This window comes from Nonlabens ponticola (assembly GCF_003966335.1).
Lineage (GTDB): Bacteria > Bacteroidota > Bacteroidia > Flavobacteriales > Flavobacteriaceae > Nonlabens > Nonlabens ponticola.
This window is the reverse complement of record NZ_CP034549.1, coordinates 502,914-518,619: the sequence shown is the minus strand read 5'-3', so window position 1 is coordinate 518,619 and position 15,706 is coordinate 502,914. Positions and strand designations below refer to the sequence as shown.

Annotated in this window: 12 protein-coding genes and 1 pseudogene; 2 read left to right on the top strand and 11 right to left on the bottom strand. The window is 39.8% G+C overall.

Annotated features, from left to right (window positions below):
* Positions 1-3 precede the first annotated feature (3 nt).
* A complete protein-coding gene (locus tag EJ995_RS02205; RefSeq protein ID WP_126448840.1) occupies positions 4-1,608 on the top strand; it encodes an Ig-like domain-containing protein in 1,605 nt (534 codons plus the stop codon).
* Here EJ995_RS02205 and EJ995_RS02200 read toward each other — a convergent pair.
* From EJ995_RS02200 to EJ995_RS02180, 5 genes are all read right to left on the bottom strand, one after another.
* Positions 1,592-2,368 carry a nitrilase family protein gene (locus EJ995_RS02200; protein ID WP_126445182.1) on the bottom strand — a complete coding sequence of 259 codons (777 nt, stop codon included), beginning with the start codon at positions 2,366-2,368 and terminating at the stop codon, positions 1,592-1,594. The two genes, EJ995_RS02205 and EJ995_RS02200, sit on opposite strands and share 17 nt — an antisense overlap.
* A 1-nt stretch (position 2,369) precedes the next feature.
* Entirely contained in the window at positions 2,370-3,506 is a 1,137-nt protein-coding gene (locus tag EJ995_RS02195; protein ID WP_126445180.1) for a methionine aminotransferase, read from the bottom strand.
* An 87-nt stretch (positions 3,507-3,593) separates the two neighbouring features.
* A complete protein-coding gene (locus EJ995_RS02190) occupies positions 3,594-4,379 on the bottom strand; it encodes a TlpA family protein disulfide reductase (RefSeq protein ID WP_126445178.1) in 786 nt (261 codons plus the stop codon).
* A 34-nt stretch (positions 4,380-4,413) separates the two neighbouring features.
* Positions 4,414-5,100 (bottom strand): LytR/AlgR family response regulator transcription factor, encoded by a 687-nt coding sequence (locus EJ995_RS02185; RefSeq protein ID WP_126445176.1) that lies wholly within the window; start codon positions 5,098-5,100, stop codon positions 4,414-4,416.
* Positions 5,097-6,131 carry a sensor histidine kinase gene (locus EJ995_RS02180; RefSeq protein WP_126445174.1) on the bottom strand — a complete coding sequence of 345 codons (1,035 nt, stop codon included), beginning with the start codon at positions 6,129-6,131 and terminating at the stop codon, positions 5,097-5,099. The genes EJ995_RS02185 and EJ995_RS02180 overlap by 4 nt, the downstream gene beginning before the upstream one ends.
* 171 nt (positions 6,132-6,302) lie before the next feature.
* Here EJ995_RS02180 and EJ995_RS02175 point away from each other — a divergent pair, with 171 nt between their 5' ends.
* The gene (locus EJ995_RS02175) at positions 6,303-7,151 is read left to right on the top strand and encodes a DUF5694 domain-containing protein (protein WP_126445173.1); all 849 of its coding nucleotides are present in this window, start codon (positions 6,303-6,305) and stop codon (positions 7,149-7,151) included.
* A 95-nt stretch (positions 7,152-7,246) separates the two neighbouring features.
* On the opposite strand, the pseudogene EJ995_RS02170 reads toward EJ995_RS02175, so the two are convergent.
* From EJ995_RS02170 to EJ995_RS02145, 6 genes and pseudogenes are all read right to left on the bottom strand, one after another.
* A pseudogene (locus EJ995_RS02170) lies at positions 7,247-9,007 on the bottom strand (DUF2075 domain-containing protein).
* Positions 9,008-9,332: 325 nt separating this feature from the next.
* Positions 9,333-10,079 carry a succinate dehydrogenase/fumarate reductase iron-sulfur subunit gene (locus EJ995_RS02165; RefSeq protein WP_126445171.1) on the bottom strand — a complete coding sequence of 249 codons (747 nt, stop codon included), beginning with the start codon at positions 10,077-10,079 and terminating at the stop codon, positions 9,333-9,335.
* 53 nt (positions 10,080-10,132) lie between these two features.
* Positions 10,133-12,136, bottom strand: coding sequence for a fumarate reductase/succinate dehydrogenase flavoprotein subunit (locus EJ995_RS02160; protein ID WP_126445169.1), 2,004 nt, complete (start codon positions 12,134-12,136; stop codon positions 10,133-10,135).
* Positions 12,137-12,138: 2 nt separating this feature from the next.
* Positions 12,139-12,810: a succinate dehydrogenase cytochrome b subunit gene (locus tag EJ995_RS02155; protein ID WP_126445167.1), complete on the bottom strand. Its 672-nt coding sequence runs from the start codon at positions 12,808-12,810 to the stop codon at positions 12,139-12,141.
* 225 nt (positions 12,811-13,035) lie between these two features.
* Positions 13,036-13,566 carry a DUF421 domain-containing protein gene (locus EJ995_RS02150; protein ID WP_126445165.1) on the bottom strand — a complete coding sequence of 177 codons (531 nt, stop codon included), beginning with the start codon at positions 13,564-13,566 and terminating at the stop codon, positions 13,036-13,038.
* A gap of 166 nt (positions 13,567-13,732) precedes the next feature.
* A complete protein-coding gene (locus EJ995_RS02145; protein WP_126445163.1) occupies positions 13,733-15,691 on the bottom strand; it encodes an ATP-binding protein in 1,959 nt (652 codons plus the stop codon).
* Positions 15,692-15,706: the final 15 nt, after the last annotated feature.

The window sequence follows — 15,706 nt, the reverse complement described above, 5'->3', positions numbered from 1 at the left end:
GTGATGATCAAACATAGTATTCAAATTATCCTGGTAGCGTTCATCGCGCTGCTTATCGTACAATGTGCCAAACGTGGTAATCCTACTGGTGGACCTGTTGACGAGACGCCACCAGAAATACTGCGCGCCACGCCAGATAACTACACAACCAATTTTGAAAACCAGATCATTGAGATCACGTTTGATGAATACATTAAACTAGAGAATCTAGAACGCCAGCTAGTGGTATCGCCACCGCTCAAGAATAGACCACTCATCAAGCCATTGGGTGCTGCATCGCGCAAGTTGACCATTGAGATACTGGACACGTTACTAGATAACACGACCTATGTATTTAGCTTTGGGCAAAGCATAGTTGATAATACGGAAGGTAATGTGTACCCTTTCTACAAATACGTATTTAGTACAGGTAGTTACATTGATTCCTTGAAGATAAGCGGTAGTGTTACTGATGCCTTGAATTACAAGACTGATGAGTTTGTCAACGTGATGCTTTATGAGGTAGATAGTTCTTATACTGATAGTATTGTTTACAAGCAGCAGCCTAGATATGTGGTCAATACACTGGATAGTCTCACGACTTTTACCATGGAAAACCTGCGGGCTGGACAATATAAAATGATAGCTTTAAAAGAACCTGCAAGCGATCTTATATTCAATCCTGATAGAGATAAAATCGGTTTTATTAGTGATGTAATATCGGTACCAACTGATGAGGTTTTTGAAGTAGAGTTATTCAAACCTGTATTGGATCCTAAAGTATTGAGAGCGTCTCACGAGGCAGCTAATAGATTTCAAGTAGGTTATGCGGGAAATCTGGATAGCATGCAATTAAAGGTATTGCCTGAAGGTTTGCTCGAGCAATCTAGGATCGTGAGACAGCAAGATATCGACACGCTCAACTTTTGGTACAGGCCTGCGATTGTAGAACGTGATAGCGTGTTATTAGAAGCGAGCTATAAATCCTATAAAGATACTGTGGTAGTACGATTGCGTGAAGATCGTGAGGTAGACAGTTTGATATTGTCAAAAGAAGGTCAGCTAACGCTCAATAGCCCGATACAATTAAAGACCAACACACCAATAAGTGTCATTGACGCGGCATCCATGACCTTAATCGATAAGGATAGTCTCGTTATACCGTTTACAACAAAACTGGATTCACTTAAAAATATCTTGAGTATTGACTTTGAAAAGACAGAATCCAATCGCTATAATTTGCAGATGCGACCTGGTTCTATAGTCGATATGTACGGTACTAGCATCGATACTACTACTTATGTCTATGCTACTAAAACAGCACGTGAATACGGTGCTTTTCTTACCACTGTAACTGGTGGTACAAAATGGCCTGTCATTTTGCAAATCGTTAAAGAGGACTTGAGCGTAGTAGCCGAGAAAACTATTACCGAGAATGGTGATTACGACTTCAATTACATCACACCTGGAAACTACTACATACGTAGTATTTATGACAGCAATGCCAATGGCCGCTACGACCCAGGAAACTTTCTTGAAAATCGTCAGCCAGAAGAGGTAGTTTATATTCCTGCTTTAATCACGTTACTGGCAAACTTTGATGTGGTAGAAACTATTGTTTTAGAATAAATAAATCACGGTCTTCTAGAAAGCGTAGTTTATCACGGTACTGCCGGATATGGTCTTTGTGTAGCTCAATAGTTTGAATTCCGTTATTAGTCCATGGATGTGGTAGCAACTCATTGCCCAAAACATCATAAACCTGTGAATGACCGCAATAATCCATGCCAGTACCGTCAGTCCCTACACGGTTGACACCTATACTGTAACACATGTTTTCAATGGCGCGTGCCTTTAGCAAGGCGTCCCAAGCGTTGATACGTGGCACAGGCCAATTGGCCACATAAATGACCGCATCATACTCGGTAGTGTTGCGTGCAAAAACTGGGAATCGCAAATCATAGCAAATCTGTAGTTTGAACTGCCAGTCCTTGTAAAACACCTCTATCTGATCGTTACCACGATCGTAAACCTTGTGCTCTCCTGCTAGCGTGAACGTGTGACGCTTATCATAAATCATTTTTTGACCATCGGGTTTCATGAAAATACCACGATTGCAATAACTACCGCTTTTATCAAACATCACACTACCATAAATGGCAAGGTTGCCTAGGCGCGCGTGTTTATACAGCCAGTCATAAATTTCCTCACCACTAGCATTGCCTTGCGGATTCATGGAGAAACCTGTGGTAAACATCTCAGGCAAAATCACGAGATCTGTTTTACCATACAGCTCTTTGAGTTGAGCATCAAAGTGTTTGAGGTTCTCTGCTGGATTTTCCCAGATGAGTTCGGTTTGGATTAGGGTTACTTTTAGGGTTTCGGGCATGTTATATCTGATTTAAAATCTTAGCAGCAGCAACCAATTCCTCATCTTCTTTGGCAAAACAAAAGCGTAGCATTTTGGGATCACGACCTTCCATAAATACGCTGATGGGTATAGCTGCAATCTTGTGGTTGATGGTTAGCGCTTTCGCGAAAGCGTAATCATGCTCATCTGTGATGCTAGAATAATCAAGCAGTTGAAAATAAGTGCTGGCAGATGGTTTAAACTTGAACCTACTGTCTTTGATCAAATTGAGAAATAAATCTCGTTTACGCTGATAAAATTTGCCTAGATCTTGATAGGTGCTTGGATTTTGCAAATAGTTGGCGACCGCATGCTGGATAGGTCTATTGATGCAAAAAATTACCTGTTGATGAATCTTTAAAAACTCTTTCATCAACCGAGGTGGCGCTAGGATGTAACCCAGCTTCCAGCCTGTGACATGAAAGGTCTTCCCAAAACTACCTGTGATAAAACATCGCTCTTTCAGCTCAGGATAGCGGCATGCGCTGAGGTGCTCATGATCATTAAACACCATGAATTCATAGACCTCATCACTGAGAATCAACAGATCATTTTCAACAGCAATTTGTTGCAGTTGTTTTAAGTCTGCATCCTGCAGAAGCGCACCGCTAGGATTGTGTGGCGAGTTGATGATGATCATTTTGGTTTTGGCAGTCACCTTTGACTTTACTAGATCCCAATCGATCGTAAAATCTGGTAATTGCATAGGAACCGGAACCACCACGCCACCAGCAATTTTGATGGCAGGCTCATAACAATCGTAGGCAGGCGAGAAGATGATCACCTCATCACCAGCGAAAATCGTTGCCTGAATAGCGGTAAAAATTGCTTGAGTGGCACCTGCCGTGATGCATATTTCGCTCATGGGATCGTAAGCGACACTATGCTGCGATTGCATCATTTGTGCAATAGCGATGCGCAACTCTTGAATACCCATCATGGGCGCATACTGGTTATGATTATTCTGTATGGCCTGTGCTGCAAGATCTTTCAATTCTTGTGCGGCATGAAAACTTGGGAAGCCTTGAGACAGATTAAGCGCACCATGTTGCGCCGCCAGCTCACTCATCTCTGCAAAAATGGAAGTAGGTAGATTGGGTAATTTTGATGGGATCATTGCTTAAAAGTAAGCAATTCACGCCTTAAGTAGTTTTTGAACAGCACGGTTGAAACCAAGATCAATTAGAGTGATTTGAACGATAAGTTAGTTGGCTAAAAGCATACCGATAGCCTCGTCTAATTTATCATATACAAGTTTTTCTGGTAAAAGACCTAAGTATTGAATAACCAACTTTTTGTCTATCAACATATGTGTCGGAAATCCTGTCACGTTATAATCAGTGATCATCTGAGATGCATCTGGAATGATGTTAAAATCAAAATCTTTCTTTTTGAGAAATTTTGCAACCTGTTCCTTTTTATCTGGCGTCAACGCTAGGAAAATGACATCCTTGTCTTCATACTTTTCAACCAACTGGTTGAGCATAGGCATTTCTTTCTCGCATGGTGCACATCCAATAAACCAATAATTAATCACCACCACTTTACCACGTAGAGACTCTGGTGTATATACCTTTCCATTCATGTCGGTTATTTGAAATGGTTTAGGGTAAGTACCTCTAAAATCATTTGGATCTTTAGCTTCTAGTTGATTTAGTGTTTTCTGTTTGGCAATCTTTTCTGATGATGTACTTTTTCTATATACTACAACCTTGACAAATTTTTGATCATCGATGTACATTTTGTCAATTGAATAATCAGCATTTAAACGGTAATCCTGAACCAACTGTGCTGGTATTAATTGAAGGTTCTCATCATAAAATGCAGCTTTTTCAACCAAATAGGTTACTTCAACATCTCCAGGATACCTTGGGTCAAAAACCTCTAAATTAGATAAGTAAGAATCTGATAATTTTGAAGTTGCTGTTGTTTGCGCGTGCCCTAAAGCATAGGCGAATATCATCGCAACTAACATCAATTTTCTAAACATAAGATGGGTTTTATTTCATCTAGTAAGATAACAACTAATTATTCACACGATCAAAAAAGTCTTTTTTATAGGTGTCGCTTACGGGAATGTAGTCGCCTAAGATCACAGCGCGGTTGCGCTCGATGAATTCAATCTTGTCCATGGCTATGATGTAGCTTTTATGGACGCGCATGAAGCTGCTGGCTGGTAAAGTGGCCTGATAGTGTTTCAGATTTTCTAATGTGTGTACTTTTTTATCTGCTGTAACAATCGTCACATAGTCTGCCATGCCTTTGATGTAATGGATGTCTGACAGATTGATTTTGAGAGTTTTGTATTCACTCTTTACAAAAATATAATCTGCTGCAGGTGCATCTGCTGCGGCAGATTTTGAACGATTTTTGAATTTGTCAACGGCTTTTTGAAAGCGTTGTAAGGCGATAGGTTTAAGTAAATAATCGATAACATCCAGTTCAAAACCTTCTACCGCATACTGCTCATAGGCTGTGGTAAAAATGATCGGGTATTTGTTTCCTATGATTTTGGAAAATTGAACGCCATTCAATTCAGGCATTTGGATATCAGAAAAGATCAAATCAGGTTTGAGAGTTTCTACTTCTTGAAGAGCTTCAATGGGATTGGTAAAGGTTTTGAGCACCTCAACACCTTCAGTTTGTGACACATGTGACTCGAGCAATTGCAGCGCTAGCGGCTCATCATCTATAAGTAAACACTTGATCATGGCTTCAATTTAATAAAAATTCTAGCGATGAATTGGCCGTCAATCACTTCGGTACTCATTCCTGCATCATCACCATAGGTAAGCGCCAGTCGTTTTTTCAAGTTTTCTACACCTATGCCGCCTACCTCATCTTTTTCACGAGTTGCAACCGCATTAAGCACTTCAATTTCAAGTCTATCTTGATCAGTTTGCACCTTTATCATGATAGGCTGTGTGGCATCTGTGACCACACCATGTTTAAACGCATTTTCCACCAACGGCATGAGCAGAAATGGCGTCACTTGTATGTGCTGTACGTTTGTTGCAGCGGTGATAGTGGTTTGTACGCTTTCGCGAAAGCGTAATCGCTCTAAATCTATATAACTTCTTACAGCATCGAGTTCATTTTCTATGGTCACTAATTTATCAGTCTCATAAAGACTGTATCGCAGCAGCTGACTGAGTTTTTCTGTAGCAACCAGAGCCTTGTCAGACTTCATGTTTATAAGTGCATAAATGTTGTTGAGCATGTTGAACAAGAAGTGCGGATTGACCTGTGATCGCAGGAAAGCGAGTTCTGACTTCTTGTTTTCTAGTAGTAACTCCTGTTGTTGTCTATCGCGCACCACAGCATAGTGCACAAAGAACCAGCACACGCCAAATGCGGTGTAAAGCATCGCATAATAAAGGTTGTCGACGATGTAATAAGCGACCGTGGTGCCTTCATAGTAATTGCCGTAGCCAGTGATTGCTTTGATAATGACTTCTTCAGTCACATAACGCAAACCTATGGTTCCAAATGCTATGACTGTCAACGCTACAAACACAACAGTTTTGGATATTTTTTTATAGTAATAGTATAGGAATAGGTAACTGAATAGCGCGTAAGCCAAAAACAAAAGCGAGCTCTGTAAATGACCTAGGAACCATCTTGCGGTATCAAAATTTTGATTTTGCCATCGCTCAGGATACCTCATGATGTCTCTCAAGGTCTCTGAAAAGATAAAGAAGAGGTAGAAGGCGCCTATAAAACGCAGTAGTCTCAGTTTCATGTAGTGAACTTAACCATTATCTCAAGACCGTCACAGCGTGTCTCTATCAAACGGGTGGTTTTGTCTATGAAAATAGATGGCATATGATTCATCGATACATATTCCTGAGTCATCGAGTTTGTTGGTTTAGAGGCTTGAAGTCCTGCTAGGTTTGTTGAAACAAACAACGATATGAAAACTCTAAGACTATTTATCCTAGCTATTTTAACCAGCCACTTGAGCATAGCACAAACCGCAACAGAAGCCGAATTTATTCAGGAAACTAAAGCTGCCTTTAAATTCAATGGCGCCAAAACATTGCTTTTAGGAACATGGCATATGGGCGCCACCAGCGATGCCAATAAATCCAGATATGATGCGAGCAAACCAGAACGCCGCGCAGAGATTACTGAACTGGCCTTGCAACTTGCTCAAGAATTTAAACCTACCAAGATAATTGTTGAGGTGCGACCTGAGCGGCAAGCATACATGGACTCGCTATATGCCAACTATATCGCCAATCCAACTGAGCTGAGCACCTATGGCGGTGAGGTAGGCTTGCTAGCATTTCAAATAGCCAGATCCAGTGGCGCTACGTTGCACGCGATTGATCACAAAATGGGATATGATTACGGCCGCATAGGTCAAATGGCAGACTCACTCAACACTCAGGCCGTCAATAAATATTATGCTCAATTGATGCCATTGCTTCAAAAAGCTGCTGCATTAGAACAAACGGCAACCACTAAACAGTTGTACCGCTTTACCAACTCACCAGAATACATCAGTTTTTTAAAGCACGCCAATTCAGACTTGCTCACTTATGTCAATACAGACGGCAATTTTGAAGGTGCGGACGTAGCAGCAGACTTTTATAAGCGCAACTTGCGCATGTTTGCCAATATCAACCGCCTAGATATCCAGCCAGACGATCGTGTCTTGATCTTACAAGGAGCCACACACATTGCTTTCTTTCAGGAATTCATGAGGTACAGTCCAGTGTATGATGTGGTAGATGTTCAGGAGTATTTGAGGGATTAAAAAAGTATTTTGCTTATCAGCAATTTTTTCTGCCTTGAAAGTAATTAAACAATGAGCTGCCAGATGTGGCAGCTCGTTTAACATGTACATACAAATTATATTTCAAAAACTCCTACTGACTTGAAGTAATCAAAAGTTTCATCATAAAATTCGTCCGCCCTTGTAATGTCAGAAACATCACCTTCTGGAATGTAAATGATCATTCCTTGTCTTGCTCTAGTTAAAAGGACTCGATAGGTGTTTTTTAAATATTCTTGAAGTTCTGTTTTATTGATGTTTTGCCATTTAGTTCCCTTGAGGTTCTGATATTGTCATTCTGAATCTTTAAGATAAAAGTTAGCGCCCCATGCGACGCAACACCAATCAATTTCAAGCCCTTGAATATCGAACTCGGTAGCAACATCTTCTAAAAAATATGATGATCTGATATCAGTGCTGTCATTTAAAAACCAATTTGAGGCAGAGATTTCGTTTTTCACATCTATTCCTTTGGGTCGCAATCTACGAGCTCCAGAAGAGGCAACTAATCCAATTCGCTCTGTTCCCAAGGCTTTTGATTTCATCCATTTCTTCGCTTTTTCAAGATCTCTTGTGATTACTATCGGATAGTCATTTTTAATTTCCTTGAACAAATTTTGAGCGTGACTCAAATTGAGTTCCAGCATCTCATGAATAAACCTTGATAATTTCTCTGAACGAAATGATCTAATCGAGACAGACAAATGCAAGTCTCGTGTTTGATGACCATTTTTCACTAGAAAGCTCTTTGACGCTTCAGATTTAAGATAATTAGATTGCGTAAGTATCGGTGTAGAAAAGTGAATTTGCCAATCCGGAAAGCTCCGTGCTAATGATTTAATCCATTCTTCAAGACCTGCTTCGCCTGTATTGATTTCTTGACCACCACCTATAAGGCAAACAATTGTACACCAATCTGTATGTCGATCCATTACACTTATTAAAAATTCTGGTTCAGACATGTCAAAATCGTCTTTTCCCTTTTTGCGTCGCATAAATGAGCTGGTTTGATGCTTTGTCCAGGCACGTTGTGCCTCATCAAAAACTACAACCCTTTCTACCGGAGCTTTATTTGAAAGCAGGTTATCATCTCTAAAATGATGAATGTTTTGAATAAAAGAATTGGCTTTAATCGCTGCCTTCTTTTTAGTCAATTTGTTTCCTCTCAATTTTTCAGTCGCAACTTCGTCTCTTGTAAGTGCTTCTCTTAATACCTCTACAAGAGGACCGTTACCAGAAAGGAAAACAGCATGTTCATCTTTGTCCGTATTCATTCTGTCAACAGCCACATTAAGTCCAGCAAGAGTTTTTCCAGCTCCTGGGACGCCAGTTACAAAACAAATAGATTTTAGTTTATTGTTTTTTGAATTATGGATGATGTCGTTAATGCAATCAGCCGTTTTTGATAAATTGATCGCTCCCGAGTCGGACCTTGTAATTTCTTCAACGTTGTGGCCTTTGTATAGAGCTTGTGCTGCTTGAACTATAGTTGGAGTTGGTTTGTAAAGAGAGTTTTCCCAATTCTCAATGTTGATCGGTTCATTGCTTACTTCAATGTATTGATCTAGTACTTGTTTGAGATTACTTTGATTAGCTTTTGCGGCTGTGTGAAAGTGTTTAACAGCATCAGTGTTCTCAGGCCAATTTTTCGCTTTAGTGGATACAACAACAGGTATAAGTTTAGCTTTATGACTGCCTTCATGAAAATTCTTAAGGTCTATCGTGTAATCTATCGCTTGCTCGATAGCATTCTTAGAATAGATTCTATCATTCACTTTAAACTCTACTATGAAAATAGTATCGTGAATGATTATGATATTATCAACGCGTTTACCCATGCGTGGTATGGCAAACTCAAAATAGATTTTTCCCTTTTGACCATTAACCTTCTCTCTTAGTATTTTAATTTGGGATTTCCATGCATTGATTTGCAGCTCGTCCAATTGCCTGTTGGCATGTTTTGAGGATAACTCACCCAAAATGGAGGATTCGCTTTCTAATATAAATTTGGTAAGTGATTTTGAATAATAAGCTCTTTGCATTTGATCTATTAGTGTGTTTAAATATAGTCAAGCCGTTATGATGTATTGAGCAGCGATAATCAATAACAAAAAAATCCCGATCAACAGATCGGGATTTTAGATATTACTTGAGAACTATGTGTTAAGCAATCGTCTCTGCTTTTAAATACTCACGGTTCATTCTTGCGATATTTTCTAACTTGATGCCTTTAGGACATTCTACCATACAAGCTCCTGTGTTGGTACAGTTACCAAATCCTTCTTCATCCATCTGGCGCACCATCGCTTGTACACGATCTGTTGCCTCAATTTCTCCTTGTGGTAACAATGCATACTGTGAGATTTTTGCACTGGTAAATAGCATCGCACTTGCGTTCTTACAAGCGGCAACACACGCGCCACAACCTATACAGGTAGCTGCGTAAAATGCCTCGTCTGCCTTCTCTTTCTCAATTGGAATACTATTTGCATCTTGAGTGTTTCCTGAAGTGTTTACCGAGATATAACCACCAGCCTGTTGGATACGATCAAAAGCACTACGGTCAACAATTAAATCCTTGATTACTGGAAATGCTTTTGCTCTCCACGGCTCAATAGTGATTGTGTCACCGTCGTTAAATTTACGCATGTGCAGCTGGCAGGTCGTGATCATTTTGGCGGGACCATGTGGCTCACCATTGATCATCATGTTACAGCTACCACAAATACCTTCACGACAATCGTGATCAAACTCCACAGGCACTTCGCCCTTGTTGATCAAATTTTCGTTCAGGATATCCATCATTTCAAGAAAAGACATATCACCATCAACGCCGTCTAGCGGATAGGTAACCATTTTACCCTTAGTATCTGGGCCTTCTTGTCTCCACACTTTTAAAGTAAGTTTCATACTTTGTTGTATTTGGTCTATTGCGCTTTCGCGAAAGCGTAATAATTAAATTCTTATTTATACGAACGTGTCTTCACCTCAATATTCTCAAACTCCAACTGCTCTTTGTGCAGGCGAGCATCACGCGGATTCTCGTTGTATTCCCACGCACTTACAAAAGCAAAGTTCTCGTCATCTCTCAAGGCCTCACCTTCTGGTGTTTGGTATTCCTCACGGAAGTGACCACCACAACTCTCATTTCTTGTTAAGGCATCCTTAGCAAACAACTCACCTAATTCTAGGAAGTCTGCTACACGACCTGCTTTCTCAAGCTCTTGGTTTTTAGTATCTGCGCTACCTGGCACACGTACATTTTTCCAAAAATCTGCTCTTAATTCTGCGATTTCATCCATCGCTTTTTGCAGATCTTCTGCATTACGGGACATACCACATTTGTTCCACATGATGAGACCCAGCTTCTTGTGGTAGTAATCCACACTGTGCGTTCCAGAACCACTCATCAATTTCTCGATGCGCTCTCTAGTAGACTTTTCAGCCTCTTCAAATTCTCGGGTGTCCGTTGAAATCTCACCAGTTCTAATCTCGTCAGCTAGATAATCACCTATTGTGTATGGCAATACAAAATAACCATCGGCTAGACCTTGCATCAAGGCGCTCGCACCTAGACGGTTGGCACCGTGGTCAGAGAAGTTTGCCTCACCAGCTGCAAAACAACCAGGAACAGTAGTTTGTAAGTTGTAATCTACCCAAAGACCACCCATGGTATAGTGTACCGCTGGGAAAATCTTCATAGGTACTTCATACGGATTATCGTCTGCAATGTTCTGGTACATGTCAAACAGGTTACCATACTTCTTGCGGATTACCTCTTTACCCAGCTTGATCATTTCTTCCTCGCTAGCGTCTTTATTACCGCTTGTCAAGGCCTCAACCTTACCATATCTCAAGAATGCAGCGCTAAAGTCAAGATAAACGGCCTGACCTGTTTTGTTCACACCATAACCTTCATCACAACGCTCCTTGGCAGCTCTTGAGGCTACATCACGAGGTACTAGATTACCAAAGGCAGGATACCTGCGCTCTAGGTAGTAATCTCTATCTTCTTCTGGAATGTTGACACCTTTCAGTTTTCCTGCGCGTACGGCTTCAGCATCTTCTTTCTTTTTAGGAACCCAGATACGTCCATCATTACGCAAGGATTCTGACATCAAGGTCAGTTTTGACTGGTGCTCACCACTTACTGGAATACAGGTTGGGTGTATTTGTGTAAAACATGGATTGGCAAAATAAGCGCCACGTCTGTGTGTTCTCCAGGCAGCCATCACGTTACTTCCCATCGCATTAGTCGATAGGAAGAAAACATTACCATAACCACCAGATGCGATGACCACGGCATGTGCTCCATGTCTTTCAATCTCGCCAGTAACCAAGTTACGAGCGATGATGCCACGAGCCTTACCATCTACAACCACAAGATCTAACATCTCATGACGGTTAAATGGTACCACTTTACCGCGGTTTATTTGTCTGTTAAGCGCGCTGTAGGCACCTAGTAATAATTGTTGCCCTGTTTGTCCAGCGGCATAAAATGTTCTAGAAACCAATACACCACCAAAAGAGCGGTTGTCAAGCAATCCACCATATTCACGGGCAAAAGGAACACCTTGCGCCACACATTGATCAATGATATTTGAAGAAACCTCTGCAAGACGGTAAACGTTTGCCTCGCGAGATCTATAGTCACCACCTTTTACCGTGTCATAAAACAAGCGGTAGTTAGAATCACCATCACCTTGATAGTTTTTGGCAGCGTTAATACCACCTTGTGCAGCAATCGAGTGAGCACGACGTGGTGAATCATTATAACAAAAAGTCTTGACGTTATAGCCCAGCTCACCTAAAGTTGCTGCGGCACTACTACCAGCAAGACCGGTACCTACAACGATAACATCAATGTTACGTTTGTTGGCTGGGTTTACCAGATTGATTGTATTCTTATGCGTAGTCCATTTTTCAGCAATGGGTCCTACGGGTACTTTAGATTCTAAAACTGCCATAATTATGCTGTTACAGGATTAAGATGATGATAGATGGCGATGAAGATAAAACCAGCTGGGATCAATACGGCCCATGCATAAGTTACCTTTCTTAATGTGTCGCCTTTTTTGACACTCTTTACACCCATGGACTGGAAAGAGCTGTTAAACCCATGCCATAAGTGCATCGCAAGCAAGATGAACGAGATCACATAAATCACCACACGCCAGAACGGTTGGAATTTTGCCACGGTCTCACCGTAATATCTCGTGCTGTCCTCTTCTAGAAAAGCGACATACTTGTAAGTCATCTCATGTGCCCAGAAATCATACATGTGCAACCCTAAAAAAGCCAGTACCACAAGACCTGTGATAATCATATTTCTAGAAACCCATGCACTATTTGCGTTACCGTTAAAGTTCTTGTATTTAATCGGGCGTGCCTTGTTATTTTGATATTCCAGCACGATACCCATTACAAAGTGAACGATAAGTCCACCTATAAGGATAGGTTGCAGTACAAATTGTACCAGCGGATTGTAACCCATGAAATGCGACCACTCATTAAAAGTGTCTGGTGCAATTACAGAAGTAATGTTGATGGTAAAGTGCTGCGTCAAGAAGACCACAAGAAACAAACCAGAAAGGGCCATTACCCATTTGCGTGCAAGAGAAGATTTCACTAATGCGCTCATGTATCGATTTTTAAATTGCTGCAAAGATAGTTGTCAGCTACTGTATTTTCAATTAGGTCGTACGTTATCGCTAGACCTAGCATCTTATTTGTACTGTTTCTAGATAGCAAATCCGTGCTTTTCTATAACGTTTGCGTTTTGGGCTGGTTACGCTTTCGCGAAAGCGGAATCTCAAGAATCATAATTACGTTTATCGAACATCGACAAAACACCATAGAGTCACTGCTATACAGTCTTGCGGACGCCATCCAAGATCTCGTTAGCAAGTTTGACCTCATCTGCTTTATCAGAAGTGTGTAAAACCGAAATGTCGCCAGTAGATTCAAGAACCACTGCACGCACCTGGTCAAAGTTGAGCACGTTTGCCTCACGCAGTTTTGCCATAAGTTGAGAACGCTCGATACGTGCATGCGCTAGATTATCGTCAAGTATTTGATTGCCGTCCATAAGCATCAATGGCTTGTTTGAAATAACCGATTCAAGCCATGGATATTTGCGCTGCAACTGCGAGAATATAAAGGTCAAACCCAGCAAGCTGGCCACCGCTACCGCACCATGCACAAATGTTGTACTTGAAGTGAGCACGCCAGCGACGATGCTACCTATCGCGATGGTAAATGCAAAATCGTAGGCCGTAAACTTCGCAAAAGACCGCAAGCCGATAATCCTGGTAAGCAATACGATGGTAAGAAAAAGGATGAAGGTTAACACTATGGTTTGCCATAGTGGATCATCTGCGCTGTAAATCCAAGACATGATATTTGATTTTACAGCAATATCGCTGACTTACAGCTATTAGCTAGAAGCGTTCACATAAAAATAGGATTGAGGTTGGGTTGTGAGTATTTTATTTTTATACAGTCTGATTTTCTGTGTAATCATTTTTGAATTCGCATTAAATAACTTTTATCCTAACTTTTCTTCAATTCAATTCATTCGGTAAATATTCATTGTATCTTGATTTGAGATAATCCAAATTATGTTGGTTATCCATTAAGTTCAAATTCAATTTATCTTTTACATATTCATATCTTGTTTTTGCCTCGGTCAAGATATGTCCCCATGTTAAAACGAATACGTCATATAAATCCGTTGAAACAACATGACCATATTTCCTCCCAGTTTGTTCTAATTCAGGTTCAATGTCTGGCTTAATGTCTTTAGTAATCAAAAGAAATTTCCATTTGGTTTTTTCTTTAGGAAATCTCTTATCGTTGGATATTCTAGCGGCATAAAGCTTTATCTGCATCAGTTCTTCAACACCAGCATCTTTTGTTGGCTTTTTCAATTCAATAATCAAATTTGTTTTATGACCAGGCGAACCTTGTGGGAATTGCCTCCATAAGCATACGTCAGGTATGATTTGCAGATCATTATTCGAGTCATTACTTATAGTCTCTTCAAAATCAGATCTACCTAAACTTTTCAAGTATGCTTTTAAAACATTCTTAAGCGTAACGTCATCAACGCCATATGTATATTCATCGCCGAATAGCCATGTTTCGTTCACCAAAATTTTATGAAGATGCTTTCGCTCTAAAATATTCTTGTTTAGGTCTTTATTATAAATTAGTTCCTCAAGACCATTGATAAATCTCAATCTATTTTTAATTTCTGTCATTGTATCAATTACACTTGACAAAGATGTTTCTTCTAGAATTTCGACTAATTCTTCTCTTTTTTCATCTGGTAATTCAATAACCTCAGTCAAAATCTTTTGTAATGAATGAGAATCTTTTTCCAAAGCTTCCTTAATTAGAGAAAGGGTAAATTTTTTGCTCTTATCATTTTGACTTTCAAATTCGGGTAGATATTCATTTACCTGAAGCGCAACTATATCAAAAACCTGTCTTTTACTTTCTTCAATTATAGAATCTGCATTCTCCTTATATGGATAAAGCCCCTTCGTTTTCAGTTCCTTAATAAATTCTCCGGAATATAAATGAAGTCTATTTCTGACATATTCTCTAGCGAATTTCTTTGCTTCTACATAAGCTCCTTGGAGTATGTCATCAAAGTTTTCTAAATCTATGAGGTTTTCTCTATGTAATTTTTCAATATAAACTGACTGAATGAAAATCGAAATAGGAATAGTCGAACGAATACCAAGGTTCAATTCTTTAAATGGAATACCTTTGGTATTGCATAAATAAGTTCTCTTCCTTATGTCAAAGCTCCATTCGATTACTTTTATGGAGAATCTGTATGATAATTCACCATTTTGAACGAAGAATTCTTTTTCCTCTGTGTTTTTGATTAAAGACTCAAATTCTAATTTATTACCGTTGAAATAAATTTCAAAATCATTATAGTTTATCCAATATGATGTGAATTTCTGTTCTATTTCTCTCCTGAACTTCGGATCTACTGCTTGAATTACGTTTTCTTGGTTAATGTTTTTTATTTCAACTTTGAAACCTGTTTCCACACTACCTTTCGGAAGCGTTTTCAAATCGCTGAAGTTCGAGTGTGATAAATTATTTCTGTCAAATGTTACAGTAAACTCTTTTAGAGACTCACCATTTTTATAAACGCTTGTGAATTTTACTAAATCACCTAATGCCAGTGATTTGTATCTGCCTTTTCCTTCTTTACCATGATACTGGCGTCCATTTGGGCTACTCGTTTGAATCTTCTTTTCTGAACCTCCTAATCGACCAAAGACATCCTGCGCTTTTGAATATTCAATTCCCAATCCATTGTCCTCAACTACCAGTTCTTCAAAGCCTCCTAGTTTATTTTTAATGTATTCTATTTTTACCTTAGTGGCGTCTGCATCGAGAGAATTCCATATTAGCTCTGAAATAGCCGTAATTCCGCTCGCCTTAGTCAAGGATTCAATATGATCTTGCTCAACTCCAACATCAATAATTTTTGGCATATTTTATCCTTTAAT

Excerpts from the sequence above, each read along its gene's own strand:
- EJ995_RS02205 (WP_126448840.1), top strand. The coding sequence starts at position 4 with ATGATCAAACATAGTATTCAAATTATCCTGGTAGCGTTCATCGCGCTG.
- EJ995_RS02200 (WP_126445182.1), bottom strand. The coding sequence starts at position 2,368 with ATGCCCGAAACCCTAAAAGTAACCCTAATCCAAACCGAACTCATCTGG.
- EJ995_RS02195 (WP_126445180.1), bottom strand. The coding sequence starts at position 3,506 with ATGATCCCATCAAAATTACCCAATCTACCTACTTCCATTTTTGCAGAG.
- EJ995_RS02190 (WP_126445178.1), bottom strand. The coding sequence starts at position 4,379 with ATGTTTAGAAAATTGATGTTAGTTGCGATGATATTCGCCTATGCTTTA.
- EJ995_RS02185 (WP_126445176.1), bottom strand. The coding sequence starts at position 5,100 with ATGATCAAGTGTTTACTTATAGATGATGAGCCGCTAGCGCTGCAATTG.
- EJ995_RS02180 (WP_126445174.1), bottom strand. The coding sequence starts at position 6,131 with ATGAAACTGAGACTACTGCGTTTTATAGGCGCCTTCTACCTCTTCTTT.
- EJ995_RS02175 (WP_126445173.1), top strand. The coding sequence starts at position 6,303 with ATGAAAACTCTAAGACTATTTATCCTAGCTATTTTAACCAGCCACTTG.
- EJ995_RS02165 (WP_126445171.1), bottom strand. The coding sequence starts at position 10,079 with ATGAAACTTACTTTAAAAGTGTGGAGACAAGAAGGCCCAGATACTAAG.
- EJ995_RS02160 (WP_126445169.1), bottom strand. The coding sequence starts at position 12,136 with ATGGCAGTTTTAGAATCTAAAGTACCCGTAGGACCCATTGCTGAAAAA.
- EJ995_RS02155 (WP_126445167.1), bottom strand. The coding sequence starts at position 12,810 with ATGAGCGCATTAGTGAAATCTTCTCTTGCACGCAAATGGGTAATGGCC.
- EJ995_RS02150 (WP_126445165.1), bottom strand. The coding sequence starts at position 13,566 with ATGTCTTGGATTTACAGCGCAGATGATCCACTATGGCAAACCATAGTG.
- EJ995_RS02145 (WP_126445163.1), bottom strand. The coding sequence starts at position 15,691 with ATGCCAAAAATTATTGATGTTGGAGTTGAGCAAGATCATATTGAATCC.